General features: G+C 61.3%; 20 protein-coding genes and 1 pseudogene. 10 read left to right on the top strand and 11 right to left on the bottom strand.

Going from position 1 to position 19338, the window contains the following annotated elements:
- Nucleotides 1-268, top strand: a 268-nt coding sequence (locus FMM79_RS00855) for an integrase core domain-containing protein (RefSeq protein ID WP_148625073.1), incomplete at its 5' end; no start/stop codon positions are given.
- Nucleotides 269-846: 578 nt separating this feature from the next.
- Here the strand turns inward: FMM79_RS00855 and FMM79_RS00850 are convergent.
- From FMM79_RS00850 to FMM79_RS00825, 6 genes are all read right to left on the bottom strand, one after another.
- Nucleotides 847-1845 (bottom strand): 5'/3'-nucleotidase SurE, encoded by a 999-nt coding sequence (locus FMM79_RS00850; RefSeq protein ID WP_148625268.1) that lies wholly within the window; start codon nucleotides 1843-1845, stop codon nucleotides 847-849.
- Between the two features lie 7 nt (nucleotides 1846-1852).
- Entirely contained in the window at nucleotides 1853-1996 is a 144-nt protein-coding gene (locus tag FMM79_RS00845) for a hypothetical protein (protein ID WP_371710543.1), read from the bottom strand.
- A gap of 319 nt (nucleotides 1997-2315) precedes the next feature.
- Complete coding sequence (locus tag FMM79_RS00840; RefSeq protein ID WP_148625266.1) at nucleotides 2316-3482, bottom strand: MaoC family dehydratase N-terminal domain-containing protein; 1167 nt, start codon at nucleotides 3480-3482, stop codon at nucleotides 2316-2318.
- A 4-nt stretch (nucleotides 3483-3486) separates the two neighbouring features.
- A complete protein-coding gene (locus FMM79_RS00835; protein WP_205466413.1) occupies nucleotides 3487-4065 on the bottom strand; it encodes a nuclear transport factor 2 family protein in 579 nt (192 codons plus the stop codon).
- A complete protein-coding gene (locus FMM79_RS00830) occupies nucleotides 4055-4951 on the bottom strand; it encodes an SDR family NAD(P)-dependent oxidoreductase (RefSeq protein ID WP_148625262.1) in 897 nt (298 codons plus the stop codon). Before FMM79_RS00830 ends, FMM79_RS00835 begins: the two co-directional genes overlap by 11 nt.
- Nucleotides 4951-5496 carry a nuclear transport factor 2 family protein gene (locus FMM79_RS00825; protein WP_148625260.1) on the bottom strand — a complete coding sequence of 182 codons (546 nt, stop codon included), beginning with the start codon at nucleotides 5494-5496 and terminating at the stop codon, nucleotides 4951-4953. Before FMM79_RS00825 ends, FMM79_RS00830 begins: the two co-directional genes overlap by 1 nt.
- Nucleotides 5497-5853: 357 nt before the next feature.
- Here FMM79_RS00825 and FMM79_RS00820 point away from each other — a divergent pair, with 357 nt between their 5' ends.
- Both FMM79_RS00820 and FMM79_RS00815 read left to right on the top strand, forming a co-directional pair.
- Nucleotides 5854-7608: a class I adenylate-forming enzyme family protein gene (locus tag FMM79_RS00820; RefSeq protein ID WP_148625257.1), complete on the top strand. Its 1755-nt coding sequence runs from the start codon at nucleotides 5854-5856 to the stop codon at nucleotides 7606-7608.
- A 71-nt stretch (nucleotides 7609-7679) separates the two neighbouring features.
- On the top strand, nucleotides 7680-8753 hold the full coding sequence (locus FMM79_RS00815) for an AraC family transcriptional regulator (RefSeq protein WP_148625255.1): 1074 nt from the start codon (nucleotides 7680-7682) through the stop codon (nucleotides 8751-8753).
- A gap of 11 nt (nucleotides 8754-8764) precedes the next feature.
- Here FMM79_RS00815 and FMM79_RS00810 read toward each other — a convergent pair.
- From FMM79_RS00810 to FMM79_RS00805, 3 genes and pseudogenes are all read right to left on the bottom strand, one after another.
- Nucleotides 8765-9383, bottom strand: a pseudogene (locus tag FMM79_RS00810) (enoyl-CoA hydratase/isomerase family protein).
- 83 nt (nucleotides 9384-9466) lie between these two features.
- A complete protein-coding gene (locus tag FMM79_RS22035) occupies nucleotides 9467-9685 on the bottom strand; it encodes a CoA transferase (RefSeq protein WP_256376764.1) in 219 nt (72 codons plus the stop codon).
- A 32-nt stretch (nucleotides 9686-9717) separates the two neighbouring features.
- Nucleotides 9718-10566, bottom strand: a complete 849-nt coding sequence (locus FMM79_RS00805) for a CaiB/BaiF CoA-transferase family protein (protein ID WP_256376763.1) — start codon at nucleotides 10564-10566, stop codon at nucleotides 9718-9720.
- Between the two features lie 128 nt (nucleotides 10567-10694).
- Here FMM79_RS00805 and FMM79_RS00800 point away from each other — a divergent pair, with 128 nt between their 5' ends.
- The 4 genes from FMM79_RS00800 to FMM79_RS00785 are packed head-to-tail and all read left to right on the top strand — an operon-like array spanning nucleotide 10695 to nucleotide 14921.
- Nucleotides 10695-11966, top strand: coding sequence for an acyl-CoA dehydrogenase family protein (locus tag FMM79_RS00800; protein ID WP_240338891.1), 1272 nt, complete (start codon nucleotides 10695-10697; stop codon nucleotides 11964-11966).
- A gap of 31 nt (nucleotides 11967-11997) precedes the next feature.
- Nucleotides 11998-12879: a CoA ester lyase gene (locus FMM79_RS00795; protein ID WP_148625253.1), complete on the top strand. Its 882-nt coding sequence runs from the start codon at nucleotides 11998-12000 to the stop codon at nucleotides 12877-12879.
- Entirely contained in the window at nucleotides 12876-14147 is a 1272-nt protein-coding gene (locus FMM79_RS00790; protein WP_148625251.1) for an acetyl-CoA hydrolase/transferase family protein, read from the top strand. Before FMM79_RS00795 ends, FMM79_RS00790 begins: the two co-directional genes overlap by 4 nt.
- Nucleotides 14148-14150: 3 nt before the next feature.
- A complete protein-coding gene (locus FMM79_RS00785) occupies nucleotides 14151-14921 on the top strand; it encodes an enoyl-CoA hydratase/isomerase family protein (RefSeq protein ID WP_148625249.1) in 771 nt (256 codons plus the stop codon).
- Nucleotides 14922-14924: 3 nt separating this feature from the next.
- Here FMM79_RS00785 and FMM79_RS00780 read toward each other — a convergent pair whose 3' ends face one another.
- Nucleotides 14925-15704, bottom strand: coding sequence for an IclR family transcriptional regulator (locus FMM79_RS00780; RefSeq protein ID WP_148625272.1), 780 nt, complete (start codon nucleotides 15702-15704; stop codon nucleotides 14925-14927).
- A gap of 604 nt (nucleotides 15705-16308) precedes the next feature.
- Nucleotides 16309-17646, bottom strand: coding sequence for an SRPBCC family protein (locus tag FMM79_RS00775; protein ID WP_240338890.1), 1338 nt, complete (start codon nucleotides 17644-17646; stop codon nucleotides 16309-16311).
- A 151-nt stretch (nucleotides 17647-17797) separates the two neighbouring features.
- On the opposite strand from FMM79_RS00775, the gene FMM79_RS00770 reads away from it, so the two are divergent.
- Genes FMM79_RS00770 through FMM79_RS21675 form a run of 3 tightly spaced genes read left to right on the top strand, consistent with a single transcriptional unit; the run spans nucleotide 17798 to nucleotide 19262 of the window.
- Nucleotides 17798-18718 (top strand): SDR family NAD(P)-dependent oxidoreductase, encoded by a 921-nt coding sequence (locus FMM79_RS00770; protein WP_148625247.1) that lies wholly within the window; start codon nucleotides 17798-17800, stop codon nucleotides 18716-18718.
- A complete protein-coding gene (locus FMM79_RS21335) occupies nucleotides 18711-18917 on the top strand; it encodes a hypothetical protein (RefSeq protein WP_162528408.1) in 207 nt (68 codons plus the stop codon). Before FMM79_RS00770 ends, FMM79_RS21335 begins: the two co-directional genes overlap by 8 nt.
- A 27-nt stretch (nucleotides 18918-18944) precedes the next feature.
- The gene (locus FMM79_RS21675) at nucleotides 18945-19262 is read left to right on the top strand and encodes a hypothetical protein (protein WP_240338889.1); all 318 of its coding nucleotides are present in this window, start codon (nucleotides 18945-18947) and stop codon (nucleotides 19260-19262) included.
- Nucleotides 19263-19338: the final 76 nt, after the last annotated feature.

The following is a 19338-nucleotide window of genomic DNA, read 5'->3' as shown; positions in this document are numbered from 1 at the left end:
CTTCACCGGCGTGCTGCGGCGCGAGGGTATCGCCATCAGCATGGACGGCCGCGGCGCCTGGCGCGACAATGTCGTGGTCGAGCGGCTGTGGCGCTCGGTGAAGTACGAGGAAGTCTACCTGCACGCCGACGCATGCGTCAGCGAAGCGCGCAGTTCGATCGGCCGATACCTGGGCTTCTACAACGCCCGGAGACCTCACTCGAGCCTCGGCGGACGTACGCCCGATCAAACCTACTTTGACAATCTGCCACAGGCCGTGGCAGCGTGAATTGGCCGCGACTTGCGGGGCGTCACTCCGGCCGGGCTACGCCCGACCTCCATGACGCCCCGCAGGCGCCAGCTTGAACAACCAAACCGCAGACGATCCACTTATCAAACGTCAAAGGCTGTTCAGACAAACCGAGCCACTTCTCCAGAAGCCGACGTTCAGCGGGCGAAAAGGCTATCTCATAGGAAGGCAAAGATTGGGCCGAGAGCGGCATGTCCAGTTCTGGTCGGCAAACTGGGCTAGCAGCCATTCATCGTCGGCTTGTCCTAGCGGATCACTTTGATCCATGACGTTTACCGGTTTCATATGTACGCGCAGTCGTGAGAAACTCGCCCAATTCGATGGCCAAAAAAGCTCTCGCTCTGGACGCTCAAGGTCTGGAAATGAATGATGTTTAACCGTCACGCACACGCACTCGGCCCGCAGAAATGCCCATAAAATTCAGAAAAGTTTGCCCAATTTTTTATGCGCCGATGCAAGACAGTCCGCTCTTGGCAAAAGCAATGACAATACGCCAGCTGCCATTCCGCTAACGATCCGACACAGACTTCAAAGATAACGCATTTTCGGAAGTCCCATCATTCGCTCGGTACGGTCAGGAACCCGGCCAACCGTTCGGTGATCAGCGATTCAGCGGTATCGTCCGCGGCGTAACCTGCCTGCATTGCGCTGACGGCAATCGCGCTGCGATAGACGACGGACTCGTCAGCGCCCTGCTCGGTAGTCGGATCCAAGCTGTTCATGCCGAAGCTAAGGCCCGGTAGACTGGGAATCTTTATGCCGCGCTCCGCGGCCATCGCCTTCATCACCGGCGTCGCGCTGGCTGCCATGTCGGCCGAAAAGCGCATGTCATAGGCATTATAGGTGCCAATCCGCGACAGCAGCCACTCCGCACCATCGAGCTTATCCGGGAAGTTCACGTTGAGCGCGATATCGGCAGGAAGCAACGAACCCTCACCAGCGCGATCCGCCAGCGCCGCGACCAGATCGGCCGACAACTCTGCCACTTTGGCTGAGTCCGGATGATCCAGCCCTACATCGTCTACCGTCCGGGCACCTGCGCTCAGAGCGATCGCCGGAATGCCGCGCACGGCGGCATATTGCGCATTGCTGACCGTGCCGGAACTCAAAACGATGGCACCGACGTTCTGTCCCTCGTTCGGGCCGGACAGGAAGAGGTCGGGCTCCTTGCCCCAGCGCTGCTGCCCGATCACGTCGACGCCATAGAGCATCGACATGACGGGCGTTCCGTCCACATAGAAGAAATCGTCCGCGGGCAGATCTTTGCGCGTCATCGGACCGGCGGCGGGTGCGCCCGCTTCGGCGGCACCGGCAAGGCAGGCCTGCGTCAGCGGCGTGAGCGGACGCCCGACAATGATGGCTGCGCCCATGCCGCTCTGGTTCTGGCAGGGGACGGAAACGATGACGTCATGCCCGTCCGCTTTCAACGCCCGGTAAAGCGCCAGCACATTGCTGGTCAGCCCGTCGTCATTGGTAAGGACGATGTTTCTGGCCGAAGCCACCCCGTGCTGCGCAACCATGGCGAGGGTTGCAATGGCGAATGCTGTCTTGATCATGATAACCTCAAAAGCTGAAACGGGAGCCGAACATGTACCGTGAACTGATCTGTTCCACCTCGGTCGGGCGATTGATCGTGTCGGCGTAGACGATGTATTTCTCGTTCGTCAGGTTTGCGAGATCGGCGTAGAGCGTGAACGCATCGGGCACGACATAGCGCAGCGAGACGTCGAGGTTCTCATACCCCTTGCGGTTCTCGCCCGCGCCAAGGCTGTCCAGCGTGTCGGCCCAGTCCGACCGGCACGGATAGCTGACGCGTGCGGAAATGTGGTATTACTCGTGGAACAGCGAGGAATTGATTATGGTGTCCGCCATGCCTTGGAAACCGAACCCGTCGAGCGCGCGTGGCAGTTCGGTCAATCATAGAGAAAGACGGCATTAATAGCAGCTACCGCTGTCTACCAACTGTCCGGATAAGAGAAGGTTGGATCAAGTCGGACTGACAAATGAAGTGACGCACTCGTGCAGCCTATTCCACACGTTTCGGCAGGGCGATCTCTGCGGTGCCAAGACACATCTTCACACCCTTCTGGTTCTGCATCAGGTGCCCCACCTGCACGATGTGGCGACCCTTTTCATCGATCAGCTTGTCGACGACTTCGGCAGTCTGGATGGTGATATCACCTGACAGCGCCGGACCGCGATAATTGGCGATCGAGTGGACGACCATGCCATGCTCCCCCGCCCAGCCGGCAAGATAATCAGTGACCCACGCCCCCATTGATGCGCCATAGCCATAGGCGCGCGGCATACCGATCTTGCGCGCGTATTTCGGGAACAGATGGCCGCGCGATGGACCGATATAGGCGCCGTCGGTCAGTTCGGGGTTGATGCGTTCCATGACCGGGTCGTTTTCGTGCCCTGCCATTTCCTCAGTGAAGCCCAGTGCCGTCATGTCGATCTGCCGGCGATTGATCGTGCCCCATATCGTGAACAGATAGGATCGCCATTCCGTGGTGAAGCTTGCCACGGTGTGCGGTCCGAATACGCGCTCGGGCAAATGGTCCCCGACCTTGATGTCATCCCACCAGCGCTCGCCGTGACCAAGATCATGCAGCATCTTGATCCACGCGAATTTGCGCTCTTCCAAGTGCGCCAATTCATCGTCGGACCATTCGGGCTCGTCAAAGCCGTCGGGATTGACTGTCGCGCCGCCAGCGGCCGCGTTATAGCGCAGCGCAGTAGATCGCTGCTTCGCGATCAGTTCCCCGTTCTGATTGCGGTAGAAATTGTCGCCCCGCTGAAAGCAAGTCGGGCCAAGGCCCGTTTCCTTAACCACATAGTCATATGGAATGCGTTCATTGGTGAGGACATCGCCGCCGAACACGCGCGGACCATAATGCCAGAACTCGTCGCCCGCGAACAGCAGGTGCGAATTGGGGATACAGCCCACGCAGGCACCTGCCGTCCCGTGGCTCTCATCCATGACGATCGGAAAGCTCTGCGGCGCAACAAGCTTGCCCCAGCGGCTGTCGGCAGCATAGGCGGGATCGTAATGCAGGAGGTTCGGATAATGCATCGCCTGCACCCAGCGGCGAATGTCATTATTGCCAAGCGGCTCGCGAATGGGCGAGGATTCGACCGGCTTTCCAAGATATTGGTCGATATCCGAACAATCGAGAACGAGATCGGTCATTGAATTACTCTCCCTGTGGCCTGCCGACCTGGTCTTTCGCCGGATTCGCGGGCGCACGCTTGTTGATGAGCGGTCGCCGGTAGGACGGGTCGTCCTTGCTGCGGTCCGACACGCCGTTCAGCGCCACATCGGGCACATCGCTAAACGGTGGCGGGATCGCGGGCGGAAGGCATGCCCATTCGATCATATTAACGCGCAGTGCGATGCGGAATACGCCGTCGCGCCGCTCGAACCGGTCGATATAGCGCCCGCCCGCCAGAACCAGCGTATCGTCGCGGTTGCGGGCAACAAAATGGTAATAGGTTTCGACATGGGCGGTGTCGCCATCAAGGTCGATGTTCGATTGCAGCAAGGCATGGTGCGTCAGCTGCTGCCCCTCTTGGTGCATCGGCACCGCCCAGTCCCAGCAATCGGCCGCAGAGCCGACGAATGGCCCTGCGGCCACTTCGGCGTCATCCCAGAATGCCGAGAGATAGACTTCACGGTCGAAGCGATCCATCCCGCGCGCGAATGCGGCAAGCGCCTCACGGATGGCCTCCTTGTCGAGCAGCGCAGCAAGTGCGGCGTCACGATCACTTGCCACGGTAATTATTCTCCCGAACCGGTCCCCACAACGGGCTGCCGCGCTTGCTGCGCATCGATTCAATGCGCTTCCCGTCCACATCGACCATGTCATATTCGTCGGCCAGTTCGGCGGTGATATAGGTCGCGCCTGACCGGTCCATGATCTTTGGATCGGCGGCCATGGCGGCAATGACGCGCCCCGGATGTTCGACCGAACTGCCGGACTGGCCCGCGACCGAAGTGGTCATCTTGTCAGCGGCCTTGGCCAGATTGTCTCGGGCCTTTTCGGTCAGCGTAAGACCCTGCCACAGCGATATGGCTGCGACATTATATGGTTCCAACTCGATGGCCATGTCGCGCGCGATGCGGTCGACGATGGCCTTGGTCGCGCTGAACACGACGCCATAGGTGTAGGTGACGCCGGTATAGCCGCTGATCATTACGATCAGGCCTGACTTCTGCCGTGCCATCATCTTCGCCGCATGCCACGAGGACGTGTAATAGGAGCGGGCGCCGACATGCCACATCTCAAGATTGGACAGGGGCTTTTCCCAGAACGGCTTTGGCTCGAGCAGATCTTCGGACAGTTGTGTGGCGCTATTGACCAATATGTCGAGCCGCCCCGCCTCGCGCTCGATCCTGTCGAACAGTGCGGCGACCTGATCGTCATCTCCGTGGTCGCAGGCGACGGCGATACCGCGTCCGCCGCTGTCCTTTCCGCGCTCATCGCATTCGGCGGCGGTCCCGCCAACGGTGCCGGGTAAATAGTAATCGCCTTCGTTCAACGTGCGGCCGGTCACGAATACGGTCGCGCCCTGCTCGGCCAGCACTAGCGCAATGCCCTTGCCAATGCCGCGGCTCGCCCCGGTGACGAGGGCGACTTTGCCTGTAAGCGATGCAGTCATCACGATGCTTTGCCGAAGAAGTTTTCGCTGTGGTCGCCCTTCGCCCGCCCGGGGAAGATGTCGCGGGTGAAGGGCAGGCCCATCACGCCCTGCGACCAATCGGCGGAGGCGCCCCAGTCCTGGAACCAGTCATAAAGCATCACCCGGCTGGCGATCCGCCATTCCGCGTTGCCGTCGGCACCGGCGCGCCTGGCCATTACATCAAGGTATCGCCCACCGATGCAGGTGTCATGCACGTCCCCGCCGCCATAATCGACCCGGTGATAGGAAACGACGTGGGTCTCTACCTTCGCCGTATCGCCGTTGAGTTCGATATAGCTCTGCCCCAAAACGTGCTGGGTATTGGCGATCGCATCGGCTCCCGGCACGACCCAGGCGAGATATTCATCGAAATTGCCGTTCTGAACGCCATAATCGTAAATCGCTTCCGGCCACCAACACGGCCGGATCAACTCGGCATTTCGCCGGTCTTCCCCGCGGGCCAGCCGTTCGATGCAATGGCGGATATTGGCGCGGTCAATAACTACCCCCAACTCGGCATCCATGCGCTCCACTCCTTCAACGTCCGATTTTCGCCGAACATGCTTTCGGTCGCCCCCCCCCCACGATAGGATGCGGTTGCACTAGCTTGCTTGATAAATTCGGACAATTTGTCATCGCGTTCCATGCGACGATAGCGATTGAACGCGGTAGCGGGCGCGCCCGGAACTTTGTCCGAATAGATCAAGCGGGGACGGCGCTTCCCGACGTATCCGGCCAATGGATGAATGGGAGAATGCCATGGGCCTTCAGGAAAAACGGGCCATACAGGAACGCACCGCCATTGAGACTGGGATGGACTACCTCACCACCTCAGTATCGATGAGGCTATCTGCATCCCCTTTTACCGATCGGCCTGCTGCATGAGTGATCCAGTCTTGCCGCACCGCTACATTTCCGATCCGGCGGTTTCGATTTCATCCGGCGCGCCGCTTCGAGACGAACCGGGCCTTGGCGCATTGACGCTACCCGGTTTTCTTCGATCCGTGGCGGCCAGGTTCGCCATGCGCGAGGCTGTAGTTGAATATCGCACTGACGGGTCGGTGGTTCGCTGGACCTATGCCGATCTTCTCGACCGGTCGCTGGAAGTCGCCCGGGCGCTTGCGGGCATTGGCCTTGGGAAGGGTGAACGGGTCGGTATATTGATGACCAATCGGCCGGAATTCCTGGCCGCATTGTTCGGCACAGCGATAGCTGGCGGAGTCGCTTCGCCTCTCAGCACGTTCTCGACCCCTGCGGAACTGGACCACGTGCTGTCGAGATCGGCCTGTTCGGTCTTGCTGATCGAGCCGCGGGTCTTGCGCAAGGATTTCGCGAGGGACCTTGCCGAACTTGATCCCGCGATCGCGCAAGGATGCCCGGGCGCAGTGGTATCGACACGGTTTCCATTCCTCCGGCTGATCGCAATGCTCGATGTCGATGAACCAAGCGGTGCGATCGAGCCGTGGGACAGCTTCCTCGAACGCGGCAAGCATGTCACGGAACATGCGATCGAAGCCCGGGAAGCTACGATCGCACCAGCCGATCCCGGCGTCCTGTTCTTCTCATCGGGATCGACGGCAAAACCCAAGGGCATCCTTTCCGCGCATCGCGGCGTTTCAATTCAGCTTTGGCGCATGGGTCCGCAGCAAGACCTTGAAAATGGCGTGCGTAGCTGGACTGCGAACGGGTTCTTCTGGTCGGGCAATTTTGCGATGATCGTGGGCGGAACACTGGGCCTAGGCGGTTCGATCATCCTTCAGCGCACGTTTCAGCCTGCCGAGGCACTTCATCTGATGGAGCGTGAGCGGGTGAGTTTCCTGTTCGCATGGCCCCATCAGTGGGAACAGCTGCTGGCGGCACCGAATTGGGAGAATGTCGACCTGTCCGCTTTGGTTCACATCGACCCGAACTCACCGATCGCCCGGCATCCGTCGATCAATACGAACTGGCTCCAGCCGACCCATTGCTACGGCAATACAGAGACGTTCACTCTCTGCACCGGCTATCCGGCCAATACGACGCAGGACGAAGCCCGAGGCAGCCATGGATTGCCGTTTCCCGGCAACACGGTCAGGATTGTCGAGCCGACCACCGGGAAAACGCTTCCCATCGGTCAGCAGGGGGAGGTTGCGGTCAAGGGGCCGACATTGATGCTGGGTTATCTCGGCATTCCTCTTGATGAATCGCTCGACGAAAACGGCTATTTCCGTACTGGCGATGGGGGATATCTCGATGGAGAGGGGCGTCTTTATTGGGAGGGGCGGCTCAACGATATCATCAAGACGGGTGGCGCCAATGTGTCTCCGCTCGAGATAGACGAGGCCATTATGCTGGATGCCCGGGTAAAGCTGTCGCAAACGATCGGCTTGCCGCACGAAAGTCTGGGTGAGATCGTCGTGTCCTGCATCGTTCCGCATAAAGGAGAGGTGCTGGATGGACAGTCCGTACGTGCAGCATTGCGCGACCGACTCGCTAGTTACAAAGTGCCTCGTAAGGTTCTGTTCTTCATTTCGGATGAACTGGAAACGACTGGCAGCGCCAAGGTGAAGACCGCGCAGTTGCGCAAGCTTGCACTGGATCGGCTGGATGAGAATAATCGGGCATTATCAGACAATGCAGCCGATCCTGACCTTTGAGCATCCGATGCTCGGCTCTCAAGCTTGGATTTACCGCGACTGCGGGTATGCCATCAATGTGATCCATTGGCATGGCTAACGGTGCACATGGTGAACCTGGAGCGGATCTGGATCGCACCAATGCACGATTGCTTCGCTTTTTTCCCGAATTGTGGCGTGAGCTTGGGGGGAACCCGGTCAGAGTTGGCGATTTTTCAGGCGTCGCCGCAAGCGATCCGGAGAATATATTCTTCACCTATAGAAAGGTGAGCGAGGCGCTCGAGATCGCCGCGCGCGAATTGAACTGCCGCGATTTCGGCATGCGCCTTGCCGCTAAACAGGAGGGAACCGGAATATTTGGCCCGCTGGGACGTGCCATGCGGTCATCGCGCACTTTTGGCGAAGCCCTGTCTTATGCGGGCGCGCATGTTTATGCCCATAGTCTTGCGGCGAAGCTGACACTGGACAGCCTTCCCGGCGACGAGGGTGTGTTTGCAGGACACCAGCTGCTTCTCGAGGGAGCTCCGGCCCACCCCCAGTTGATCGAGCAGATGATGTTGCTGGGTCATCTTGGCGCCTTGCGGATGACCGGCGGATTGTCTCGCGCCCGCCGGGTGGAATTCCGGCACAGGCCGATATCGCCCCTTGCGACATATAGGCGCCATTTCGGCTGTGATGTCATATTCGAAGGCAATCGGGATGGCATGGTTTTCTGGCAGCGCGATTTGGCCTATCCCGTCATCGGGTCTGACGCAGGGTCCTTTCAGGATGCAGTTGCATTCATCGACGCGAATTTCAGCGTTCAGCGGCCCCCATTGCACGCCGAAGTACGCGGTATGGTCATGCGGTTCCTGTGGAACGGCGAGTGCTCCAATTCGGATGTCGCCAACGCGTTGAATATACACGCCAGAACGCTGCATCGTCGGCTCACCGAGCACGGCACCAGTTTTCAGAAACTGAAGGACGAAGTGCGGCGCGATTTGCTGCTCTATTACCTTGGACGGACGAATCTCGAATGCGGACATATTTCCGAAAGGCTCGGCTTTGCCGAACAATCCGTGCTGACAAAGACCTGTCGGCGCTGGTTGGGAATGTCACCAATAACCGTCCGCAAGAAGCTCCATACGAGCGGATTTTTGTCTGAAAAGGTCAATTCAATCGACTGATCTTCGTAGCATCATCTCGCGCAGCTAGAAAATTTAGCAATCGGCGCAGCGCCCGCACGGCGCAGTTCCATTTTGGTCAGTACCTTGGTCCAGCGCACCGCATTCGGGGCGCCGTTACAAAGCTTTTGGCAATAGGTGTCCACGACCGCGTCCAGCTCGTCCGCCGGTACGCTGCGGTTGATCATGCCGATGCGCTCCGCCTCGGACGCTGCGACCAGTTCGGTCATCAGCAGGAATTCTTTGGCCCGCGTCAGCCCGATGCGCGCCGGCATCGCCCGCGACCAGCCCGATTACGACATGCGGATCGCCAATCTTCGCGTGCTCCGCCACGACGATAATGTCGCCCATCAGCGCAATCGTCGCGTCAAGGCCCACCGCATGGCCGTTCATGCGGACCACCAGCGGCTTTGCCAGGTCGAGCATGGTCTGGACGATACGCTTTGCCTGCCGTGCCTCATGATCGAAGAGATGCGGGTTGTTGGCGTTATGTTGCACGTGTTCGATATCGCCGCCCACCGAAAAGGCCTGGCCCGCCCCGGTCAGCAGGACGACATCGGACCCCGCATCGCCAGAAGCGAATGCCAGCGCCTCAGGCAATTCGTCGTGCAAAGCCAGGTTGACGGCGTTCATCGCATCGAGCCGGTTCAGCGCCAGCGTCAGCACCAGCAATCGCTCGCGCCGCTCCAGCAGGATGGTTTCGAATGCCGGCATGCTCATGACTGGGCTCCCTCCTCTTCGGCCTGGCTCTGAAGAGCCGGTGCCGGCCCGGTTATAGCGCCCGGCGACTTCGAGAAATCCACCGGAATTCCCGGATAGCGAATATCGCCCCAGCGGGATGGCACGGTCTGGAAAAAGCCGCTTTCCTCTAGATGGGGATCGTGCAGCAATTCGTCGGTGCTGCGCAATGGCGAAGCCGGAATGCCGAGGTCCACCAGCAGATCTAGCCATTCCTGCGTCGTGCGCGTCAGGAAGTTATCGCCAGCAGCCCGTAGATCCGGTCGATCTGCTTTGCCCGCTGCGCCAGCGTCGCCATGTCGTCCGTCACCCATTCGGGCTTCACCGCTTCGGTAAACAGGCGCCAGTGCTTGTCGTTGTAGATCAGCGCCGCGACATAGCCGTCCTTCGTGCGATAGGGTCTGCGGTTGCGGCCCACCGCCCGCGGATAATGCGCCTTGCCAAGCGGCGGATCGAACAGCGTTCCATTGGCATGTTCGACCAGCATGAAGGCGGCCATGGTCTCGAACATCGGGACTTCGACTTCCTGCCCCTCGCCCGTCCTCTCGCGGTGGTAGAGCGCCATGACCGTCGCGTAGAGCGCGGTCATGCCCGCGATCTTGTCGGCCATGATCGAACCGACGAAGCCCGGCTCTCCGTTCAGCAGTTCCTGCACCGAAGTAAGTCCGCACTCGGCCTGGATCGTGTCGTCATAGGCCGCCTGGTCCCGGTACCGCCCCTTGCGGCCATAGCCATAGCAATTGGTGTAGACGATTGCCGGATTAACCGCAGAGACCGAGGCATAATCCAGACCCAGCCGCGCGATCGCCTTGGCCCGCATCGAATGGATGAAGACATCGGCATCTGCGATCAGTTCCAGCAGTTTCGCCCGGTCGGCCTTTTGGGTCAGATCAAGGACCACGCCGGTCTTCCCGCGATTCACATTGGCGAAAATACCGCCCATGTCCGGCGCGGGCCCCACCGAAATGTAGCGCGTACCATCGCCGCTTGGTGGTTCAACCTTGATCACCTCAGCGCCCATATCGGCCATGATCTGCGTCGCATAAGGACCCATGACCATGGCGGTTAGGTCAATCACATTCACGCCTTGCAGGGGACCCTGCTTGCGACGGGTCGCGCTCTCTTGGTTCGACACTTTATGCATCCTCTGTTTCGCAGGTACCCTAACTGCCGCCCTTTGACGTGTCATGCGGATTTTCATACGCCGTGCCGATATTCGCACAAACCAGTTTATGTTTTGGTGGTGTCGGTGCTAATCGAATTCCTACGGACGCGCGAAAGCGCAGGCCGACAAGCGCAAGAGGCACGATCATGGAATTCACATTCTCGGAGCAGCAGCAGGAAATTCGCGACGCAATCCTGAAACGCTGTGCCGCCTTCGACGACGACTATTGGCTTTCGCGCGACAACGACGGCATTTTCCCTGAGGATTTCTACCGCGCCATGGCCGACGAAGGCTGGCTCGGCATTGCAATGCCCGAGGAATATGGCGGCGCGGGACTCGGTATAACCGAAGCCTCGATCATGATGCAGGCCGTCGCGGAATCTGGCGCAGGCATGACTGGCGCATCTGCGGTGCACATCAATATATTTGGCCTGCAACCGATGATCCTGTTCGGCACGAAGGAACAATGCGAACGCCACATCCCCCGCATCATATCGGGGAAGGACAAGGCCTGCTTCGGGGTGACCGAACCCAATGCCGGCCTGAACACCACGCGCATCACGACGCGCGCCACCAAGGTGGATGGCGGATATCTGGTGTCGGGCGAAAAAATCTGGATCTCCACCGCTCAGGTCGCGAACAAGATCCTGCTGCTGGCCCGCACCACTCCGCTGGAGGACGTGACCAGCAAGACCGGCGGGCTATCGCTATTCTACACCGATCTCGACCGGTCGAAGATCGACGTGCGGCTGATCCACAAGATGGGACGCCATGCCATCGACTCAAATATGCTGTTCATCGAGGACCTTTTCATCCCCGACGAAGACCTGATCGGCAAGGAAGGCGAAGGTTTCCGAATGATCCTGCATGGCCTAAATCCCGAACGGGCCTTGCTGGCGGCAGAGGCGATAGGGCTGGGCCGGGCCGCGATCCGCCGAGCCAGCGCCTATGCCCGCGAACGCATCGTCTTCGACCGGCCCATCGGCCAGAACCAGGCCATCCAGCATCCGCTCGCCAAATGCTGGGCACAGCTGGAGGCGGCAAATCTGATGACGATGAAGGCCGCCACCCTGTTCGACGCCCGCCAGGATTGCGGGGTCGAGGCGAATGCCGCCAAATATCTCGCGGGCGAATTCGCGTTCGAGGCCTGCCACACCGCCATGCTGACACTGGGCGGGATGGGCTATGCGCAGGAATATCACGTCGAACGCTATCTGCGCGAGGTCTTGATCCCGCGCACGGCACCGGTAAGCCCGCACATGATCCTGAACTTCCTGTCAGAGAAGGTGCTGGATCTGCCGCGCTCATACTGATCGCATCCCAGCAATAACGAGAGAGGGTTCCATGTCCCAGAACATCCCCATGCGCTCCTGGCTGTTCGCGCCCGGCGACAGCGAACGCAAGATGGAGAAAGCCGCGGACAGCGCCGCCGATATCGCGCTTTTCGACCTCGAGGACGCGGTGACGGTCGATCAGAAGCCCGCCGCGCGAGAGATGGTACGCAAACTCCTTCAGTCGCGGGACGGAGGCCACGATCGGCTGTGGGTGCGGATAAATCCGGTCGATGGTCCCTTTGCTGTCGATGACCTCGCCGCCGTGATGCCTGGCAGACCCGGGGGGATCATGCTGCCCAAGTCGCGCGGCCGACAGGATATCGAACTGCTGGACCATTACCTTACCGCGCTGGAAGCTGCGAACGGGATCGAGCAGGGTTCGACCAAGGTGATTGCGCTGGTCACCGAAGCAGCGGAAGCGATGTTCACCACCGGCACCTATGCGGGTGCGCCGCGACTTGTCGGCATGACCTGGGGTGCGGAGGACCTTGCCGACGCGCTGGGCGCCAGCAACAACCGCGATGCGAACGGCGATTACGACTTCACCTACAAGCTTGCGCGCAGCCTGTGCCTGATCGGCGCGGCCACCGCAAATGTGCTGCCGATCGAGACGATCCACGGCGACTTCCGCGACCTCGACGGTCTGCGCGCCCGCGCCGAAATGGTCCGCGCCGACGGCTATCGCGGCATGCTGGCGATCCATCCCGCGCAGGTCGACGTGATCAACAAGGCGTTCACGCCCAGCGCAGACGAGATCGCCGCCGCGCAAGAGATCGTCGACATCTTTGCCGCCAATCCCGGCGTCGGGGCCATCGGCTACAAGGGCGGCATGCTCGACCGGCCCTATCTCGCCCGCGCCGAAACCGTGCTGCGACTGGCGGGCAGGCTATGACCGTCACCGTCGATTCCGCCAGCCTCGACCTCGCGCAATATGTCCGGCGCGGCGATCACATCGTGCTCGGCCAAGCCTGCGGCGAACCGACTGTGCTGGTCGAGGCTTTGCTGGATCAGGCAGCTTCCATCGGCGACCTGACGGTTTTCATCGCGACCAGCTTTTCGGGCCTGCTCCAGCCCGACCGCTGCAAGGGGCTGACGCTGACCAGCATGGGCGCGATCGGATCGCTGCGCTCGATGGCCAAGGCCAATCGCCTGTCGGTCATTCCGGTCCATGTCGGGCAGGTCGGCCCGCTGATCGAGGCGGGCGTAATTCCTTGCGACGTTGCAATGCTGCAACTCAGCCCCGCGGACGAGAACGGTCAGCATAGCTGCAGCCTGATCGCCGATCACGCGCGCGCGGCCGCCGAAAAGGCCCGCACTGTCATTGCCGAGGTCAACGAGCAGACGCCCTTCACGATGGGGGAGACGATCCCTGCCGGAATGATCGATATCGCCGTACCCACATCGCATGTCCCGGTCGAGGTGCCCCCGGCCCCCATTTCGGAAACCGACAAGCTGATCGCGGGCAATGCGGCTCAGTATTTCCATGACGGATCGGTGATCCAGACCGGCGTCGGATCGATTCCCGATGCGATCCTGCGGCAGCTGACGGGCCTGCGCGATCTGGGTGTGCATTCGGGCATGCTGGGCGACGGCCTTGTCGACCTGATCGAAGCAGGCGTCGTCACCAATGCCCGCAAGTCCATCGACAAGGCCGTGTCCATCAATGGCGCGTTGATCGGCACGAACCGGCTTTATCGCTGGGCGCATCGCAATTCGGCACTGCGCATGTGCGCGGGTACCTATACGCATGCCGATGCCGTGCTGGCGCGGGTCGAAGGGCTGGTCTCGATCAATTCTGCCGTGGAGGTCGACCTGACCGGACAGATCAACGCCGAACAGAACGGATCGACCTATCTGGGCGGGACAGGCGGGCAGGTCGATTTCGTGCGCGCAGGCGCCCGTTCGCCGGGCGGCCGCTCTCTGGTGGCCATGCCTGCCACGGCGCGAGGTGGCAGCGTCAGCCGGATCACTGCTGCGCTCTCCGGCCCGGTCACGACCGCTCGCAGCGACGTGGACGTGATCGTCACCGAATTCGGCGCGGCCGAACTGAAGGGCGTCTCGCTGGCCGAACGCGCTCGGCGCCTCGTCGCCATCGCCCATCCCAATTTCCGCGAGGAGCTGGACCGCGAGGCCCAAGCGATCCGCCATAGAGGTTTCTAGCAAATGTCAGACGCCGTCACCCTGACCAGCCCGGCAGCGGGCATCGCCGTCATCACCATCAATCGCCCTGACCAGCGCAACGCCCTCTCCGCCGAGGTCCGCGCCGGCCTGTTCGATGCATGGCGCGCGTTCGAGGCGAATGCCGATTACCGCATCGCGATCCTGACCGGCGCGGGGGACAAAGCCTTTTGCGCAGGCGGCGATCTTAAGGAAATGGTCGAGAATCGGCTGCAGGTGCCGCCACGCGACATGTTTCCCGTCCCCTATGACAATATCGAATTGAGCAAGCCGACCATCGCCGCCGTCAACGGCGTGGCCTTCGCGGGCGGCTGGATGATCGCGCAGGCCTGCGACCTGTGTGTCGCCAGGACCGAGGCGCGCTTTGCCATTACCGAGGTCAAGGTAGGGCGAAGCTCGCCATGGGCCGCGCCGCTGATCCACATGATCCCGCAGCGGATCATGATGGAGATCATTTTGACCGGCAAGCCCATCAGCGCCCAGCGCGCCTATGAGATCGGGCTTGTGAATCGCCTCGCCGAACCGGGGCAGACGCTGGACGTCGCCATCGAACTGGCGCGCGATGTGCTGGAAGGCGCGCCGCAATCGGTCCGCGCCGGGCGCGAGACGGTCATGCTGGCGACACAGATGGGCCGCTCTGCAGCGTTGGAGGCGGCCCGCCATGCCTCGGAATGGACATATCGCTGCGAGGACGCACAGGAAGGCCCCCGCGCTTTCGCCGAAAAACGCAAGCCGAACTGGACTTCCTACGATTGAGCGTCAGCCCGTGAAACCAAGGTTGCGGGAAATCGAGGCCGCAGCATCCAGCACCTGCTGTCGCAAGTCCGCCAGCCGGTCCCGCGAGCGCGCGGTGGGCGACGCAACGATCAGCGCCCCCGGCACTTGCCCCCCCGCCGCGCGAACGAGCGCCGCCGTTCCCGTGGCGCCATTCGCTGCCTGATCGATTGTTTGCGCCACCCCCGCTTCTCGCGCGGCACTGACGGCATCGCAGATTGCCTGCCGATCCGTCATCGTGGAATCGGTCCATGCGGCAGGTTCGACAGAGGCCAGGTAATCGTCGACCTGCTGCGGGGTCATTTCCGACAGCAGCACCCGCCCCCCGGCCGTGCAGTACAGCTCGCGCCGGTTGCCGATGCTGACAGTGAAGCGGACCGTTTCACGGCTTTCGACGACATCGAGATAGGTGATGCCGGTCCGATCTTCGTTCAGCACGGCGAAGATCACCGTTTCGCCGCTGGCCTTTGCCAGATCGACCATCCCTGCGTGAATTATCACTGACGATGGCAGTCTTTCGCGCGCAGCGACAAGTGCGCTTCCCAAGCCGAATGCGCCGGAACCCAGCCACCAGCCGTTCTCAGTGGATCTGACGTAATGGGCCTCTTCCAACCCGTGCAGCAACGAGACGATGCTGCTCTTGGGCGACGCCAGGCGGCGGCTGATCTCGGCAAGGGACAGCGGATCGGCACTGGTGGAAAGCAGATCCAGAATGCGGAGCACGCGATGGACAGATTGAGGAGAATGCAACTTCTGGCCGCGCATGATCTCTTTGCCTGGCCCCGCAAGTCCGAAATGCATCGGGGGCGTCGTGCTTGCCTTATCGCAAAACCGGCGGGAGGCAAAGCTGACGCAATCCACGAAGACTGGGTCTGCAGATCGCAGCGGGCACCACGCCGATCGCCACTTCGCGTTTCCGCCTTTTGTACTGCTGGAGGATCGGGCGGTCGATGTCTTGGCCGGTACGATTGTGCTTCGTCCTCCTGCCAATAGCCTTGCGCAGCACAAGCCTTGGGAGGGCATGCGATGACTTTGGCGGGCTTGCGATATATGCTCTGGGGCCGGCTGCGCTGGCGCTGGCTCTCGGCCTTGGTGCATGCGGCGAGCAGCCCGCGCATCCCGACGATCCCACCGCCATCGTGGACCCGAACGACTGGCCCGCAAACAATGGGCTGTCCTACATCCTGCGAAGGGGTTAGCGATCGAACGTTAGGCTCTTTCCCATCGTCGAATCTCTCCCACCCCGCTCGTGTAACTTTTCGCGCGAAAGGGCAGCAATTCTGCCGCACACAGGCATGTGACAGGGGCTGTAGGACGTGTCGCCTTTGTCACTTTTCGATGCCGTTGCGGCACGCGCCGATCGTCCCGCTTATTCCGCCTGTTCGGGCATGCCCCTTTCCATGTAGCTGGCAAGATTGCGATGCAGGCTCGCAACTGCGCGCTCCATGTAGGGATTGGGCTGCGCGCCCTTGAAACCGGCGCTCTTCATGCCCAGCTGCACCGCAGCCATATTGCCGAAATCCTGCTGCAGCACCGGCGGCCATTCATGCGGCTCGGTATATGTCCACTCGGTCTCGGGCGCCTTGCCCTCAGGGTAAAGCTCGTAAACCGCCGCCTCGAAGATGCATCTGTCGGGATTGGTGCCGTATGGCCGTGCAGCATAGCAGAGCATGTTGTTCACGGCCTGTCCTATCTGGAAATTGGGAAACACCTGCCACGCCGTGCCCGCCTGCGCCGTATGCGAAGGCGGCACCGCAGGCCATTCCACGCCGCGCGCCCGGTCCGCCTCGCGCGAAGCCCTGATCCAGTGCGCGGACACTTCGGCGGGCGCCGTGCCTTCGGGCAGTTCGTCGGCCAGACGCTCGGCGGCGCGCACCATGGTCATGGTGGTATTGGTATTGGCGTTTTCCCATGTGAAGCGCTGCATCTCGGCCGTAGACAGCCGCGCATCGCCGGTACCGACGCGCAATTTGCCTGCATCTTCCTCCATGTCCTTGGGCGCTTCATAGCCGATATGCGAATGCAGCCCCTTGTTACGCGCCCAGCCACGGAACTGGCCGAAGGCGTTGAACTCAGGGTGCGTGGTGGCGACGTGATAGGTCTCGCAGAAAGCCTCCATCGCGACCTTCCAGTTGCAATCGAAGATGATCCATTTGCGCCAGCGGGCCCGCATGTTCTGAAGCTGGTAGGGATCGAGCATCTCGGGGATGACGCCCAGATAGTCGTCCAGGCTCTCGCCACCGGGGTCCATGCTTATCCAGATCCACCCGCCCCAAGTCCCGACGCGTACCGGTGTCAGGTCCGACTTCCCGCCGCAGAGCGCCCCCTGCCAGTCCTCCTGGTGAGGGACATGGGTATTGATGCCATCGAGGGCAAAGCTCCACCCGTGATAGCCGCAGACGAACCCCCGCGCCTGGCCATGCGCGTTTCGCTTGCCCGGCGGCGTGTCGACCAGTCGGCGCCCCCGATGCGGGCAGACGTTGAAATGCGCCTCGATGCTGTCGGGCCCTGTACGCACGATGATGATCGAATCCGGCCCGATGTCATAGGTGATGAAATCGCCGGTTTCGGGAATATCCTCCACCCGTCCGGCCTGCAGCCAGACCTTGCGCCACAGGCGCTCCTGCTCCGCTCGGGCGTATTCGGGCGAGACATAGGCCTCGGGCGGAACCCGGACCGGCTTTTCAAGATCGGGCGATGTCTGCATGTCTTTTCCCATGCAGACAATTTTGCGCTCTTGCCTGCTGCACCGCAAGGCATGGGGGCCTTTCCATCGCCACGGCGAAAGCGGCGCGCCCGCGTTGCGCGGGGTCGCCGGCAAAGCCTAGCCATTGCGCGACGGAATGATGGAGAGGCAGATGACCGAATTGCGCTTCGATGGCCGCGTTGCGGTGATCAGCGGGGCCGCACGCGGGCTAGGCCGCGACTATGCGCTGCTGCTCGCCAGCCGAGGCGCGAAAGTGGTGGTAAACGACAATGGCAGCGCCATCCTCGGCGAGGGGGAGGACGAGGGCCCCGCGCAGCAGGTCGTGAACGAAATTCGCGCTGCCGGCGGCAAGGCTATCGCCAGCACGGACAGCGTCGCCACTCCTGAAGGCGCAGCGGCCATCATCGACGCGGCCGTCGCAAATTTCGGCCGGATCGACATCCTCATCCACAATGCGGGCAATGTCCGCTACGGCGCGCTGGACGAGATCAGCATCGAGGATTTCCATTCTGTCCTCGACGTTCACCTGATGGGCGCATTCTACCTGGTTCGCGCTAGCTTCTCCCACATGAAAGCGCAGAACTACGGTCGGGTGGTGCTGACCTCTTCCATCGGCGGGTTCTATGGCAACAGGCAATGTGTTAATTACGCCGTGTCGAAGTCGGGCATGATCGGCCTGTCCAATGTGATCGCGCTGGAAGGCGAGGAGCACGGCGTCCGCAGCAATCTGATCCTGCCCGGCGCGGTCACGCGCATGGCAGACGGGCTCGACACGTCGCAATATCCGCCTCTGGGGCCGGAGCTGGTGTCGCCCATGGTCGGCTGGCTGGCCCACGAGAACTGCGAATTGTCGGGAGAGGCGCTGATTGCCATCGGCGGGCGCATGGCCAAGATCGACATCCTGGAAACCGAAGGCGTGTTCCAGTCCGATTGGACCATCGAGCAGGTCGCGGCGCGCAAGGACGAAATCGGCGATCCCGCCACTTTGAAGGCCTTTGGCCTTAACGGCTATCTCGTCCACCTCGGCTCCAGCTTCGAAATGGCGAAGGAGGCGCGCGAAAAACTTGGCTGAGAAGATCGCGACGAGCTCCGCTATCGCCAGCGCCGAATGGAACGCCTATCGGGGTGTCCCCCTCGCCGGCGCGCTGGGTTACGCGACCAGTGTGATCCATATCTACGGTCTTGGCGTCTATATCGAGCCGATCAGTGAAAGCTTCGGCTGGTCGCGAGCAACGACGACGTTTAGCATCACCATCGCGACGCTGATCTAGGCCATCTTCGGCGTGCCGATCGGGATCATGGTCGACAGGACCGGACCCCGCATCCTCGGCCTTGTCGGCGTGCCGCTGACCTGCGCCGGCCTTGCGGCGTTGGGCACCGCGCTCGCATGCCGGATGAAAGCTGCCCAGCGCGGCGGGCTTGTAGGGCGGCGGATTGGCGATGAAGCCTTCGGGAATGACAATGTCAACCGCGTTGAACAGGCCTTCGTTCTTCACGATGGTGGGGTCGATCATCGATGCCAGCTGCAACACCACATAGCCGCGCGAATTGGCGAAAGTATTCCAAGAGGTGGCCTGGAGAATCTGCACACTGAGATAATTGGATTTTCTGCCTGAGAGCAGCCAGATGGGCTGCGAGACAGGAGCAGAGAATGAGCAGACGACCCCGGCGCAACCACAGCCCGGCATTCAA

The sequence above is a fragment of the Novosphingobium sp. BW1 genome (genome assembly GCF_008107685.1).
Taxonomy (GTDB): Bacteria; Pseudomonadota; Alphaproteobacteria; order Sphingomonadales; family Sphingomonadaceae; genus Novosphingobium.
Note: the sequence above shows the minus strand (reverse complement) of the source record. Positions and strands in the feature narration are given on the sequence as shown.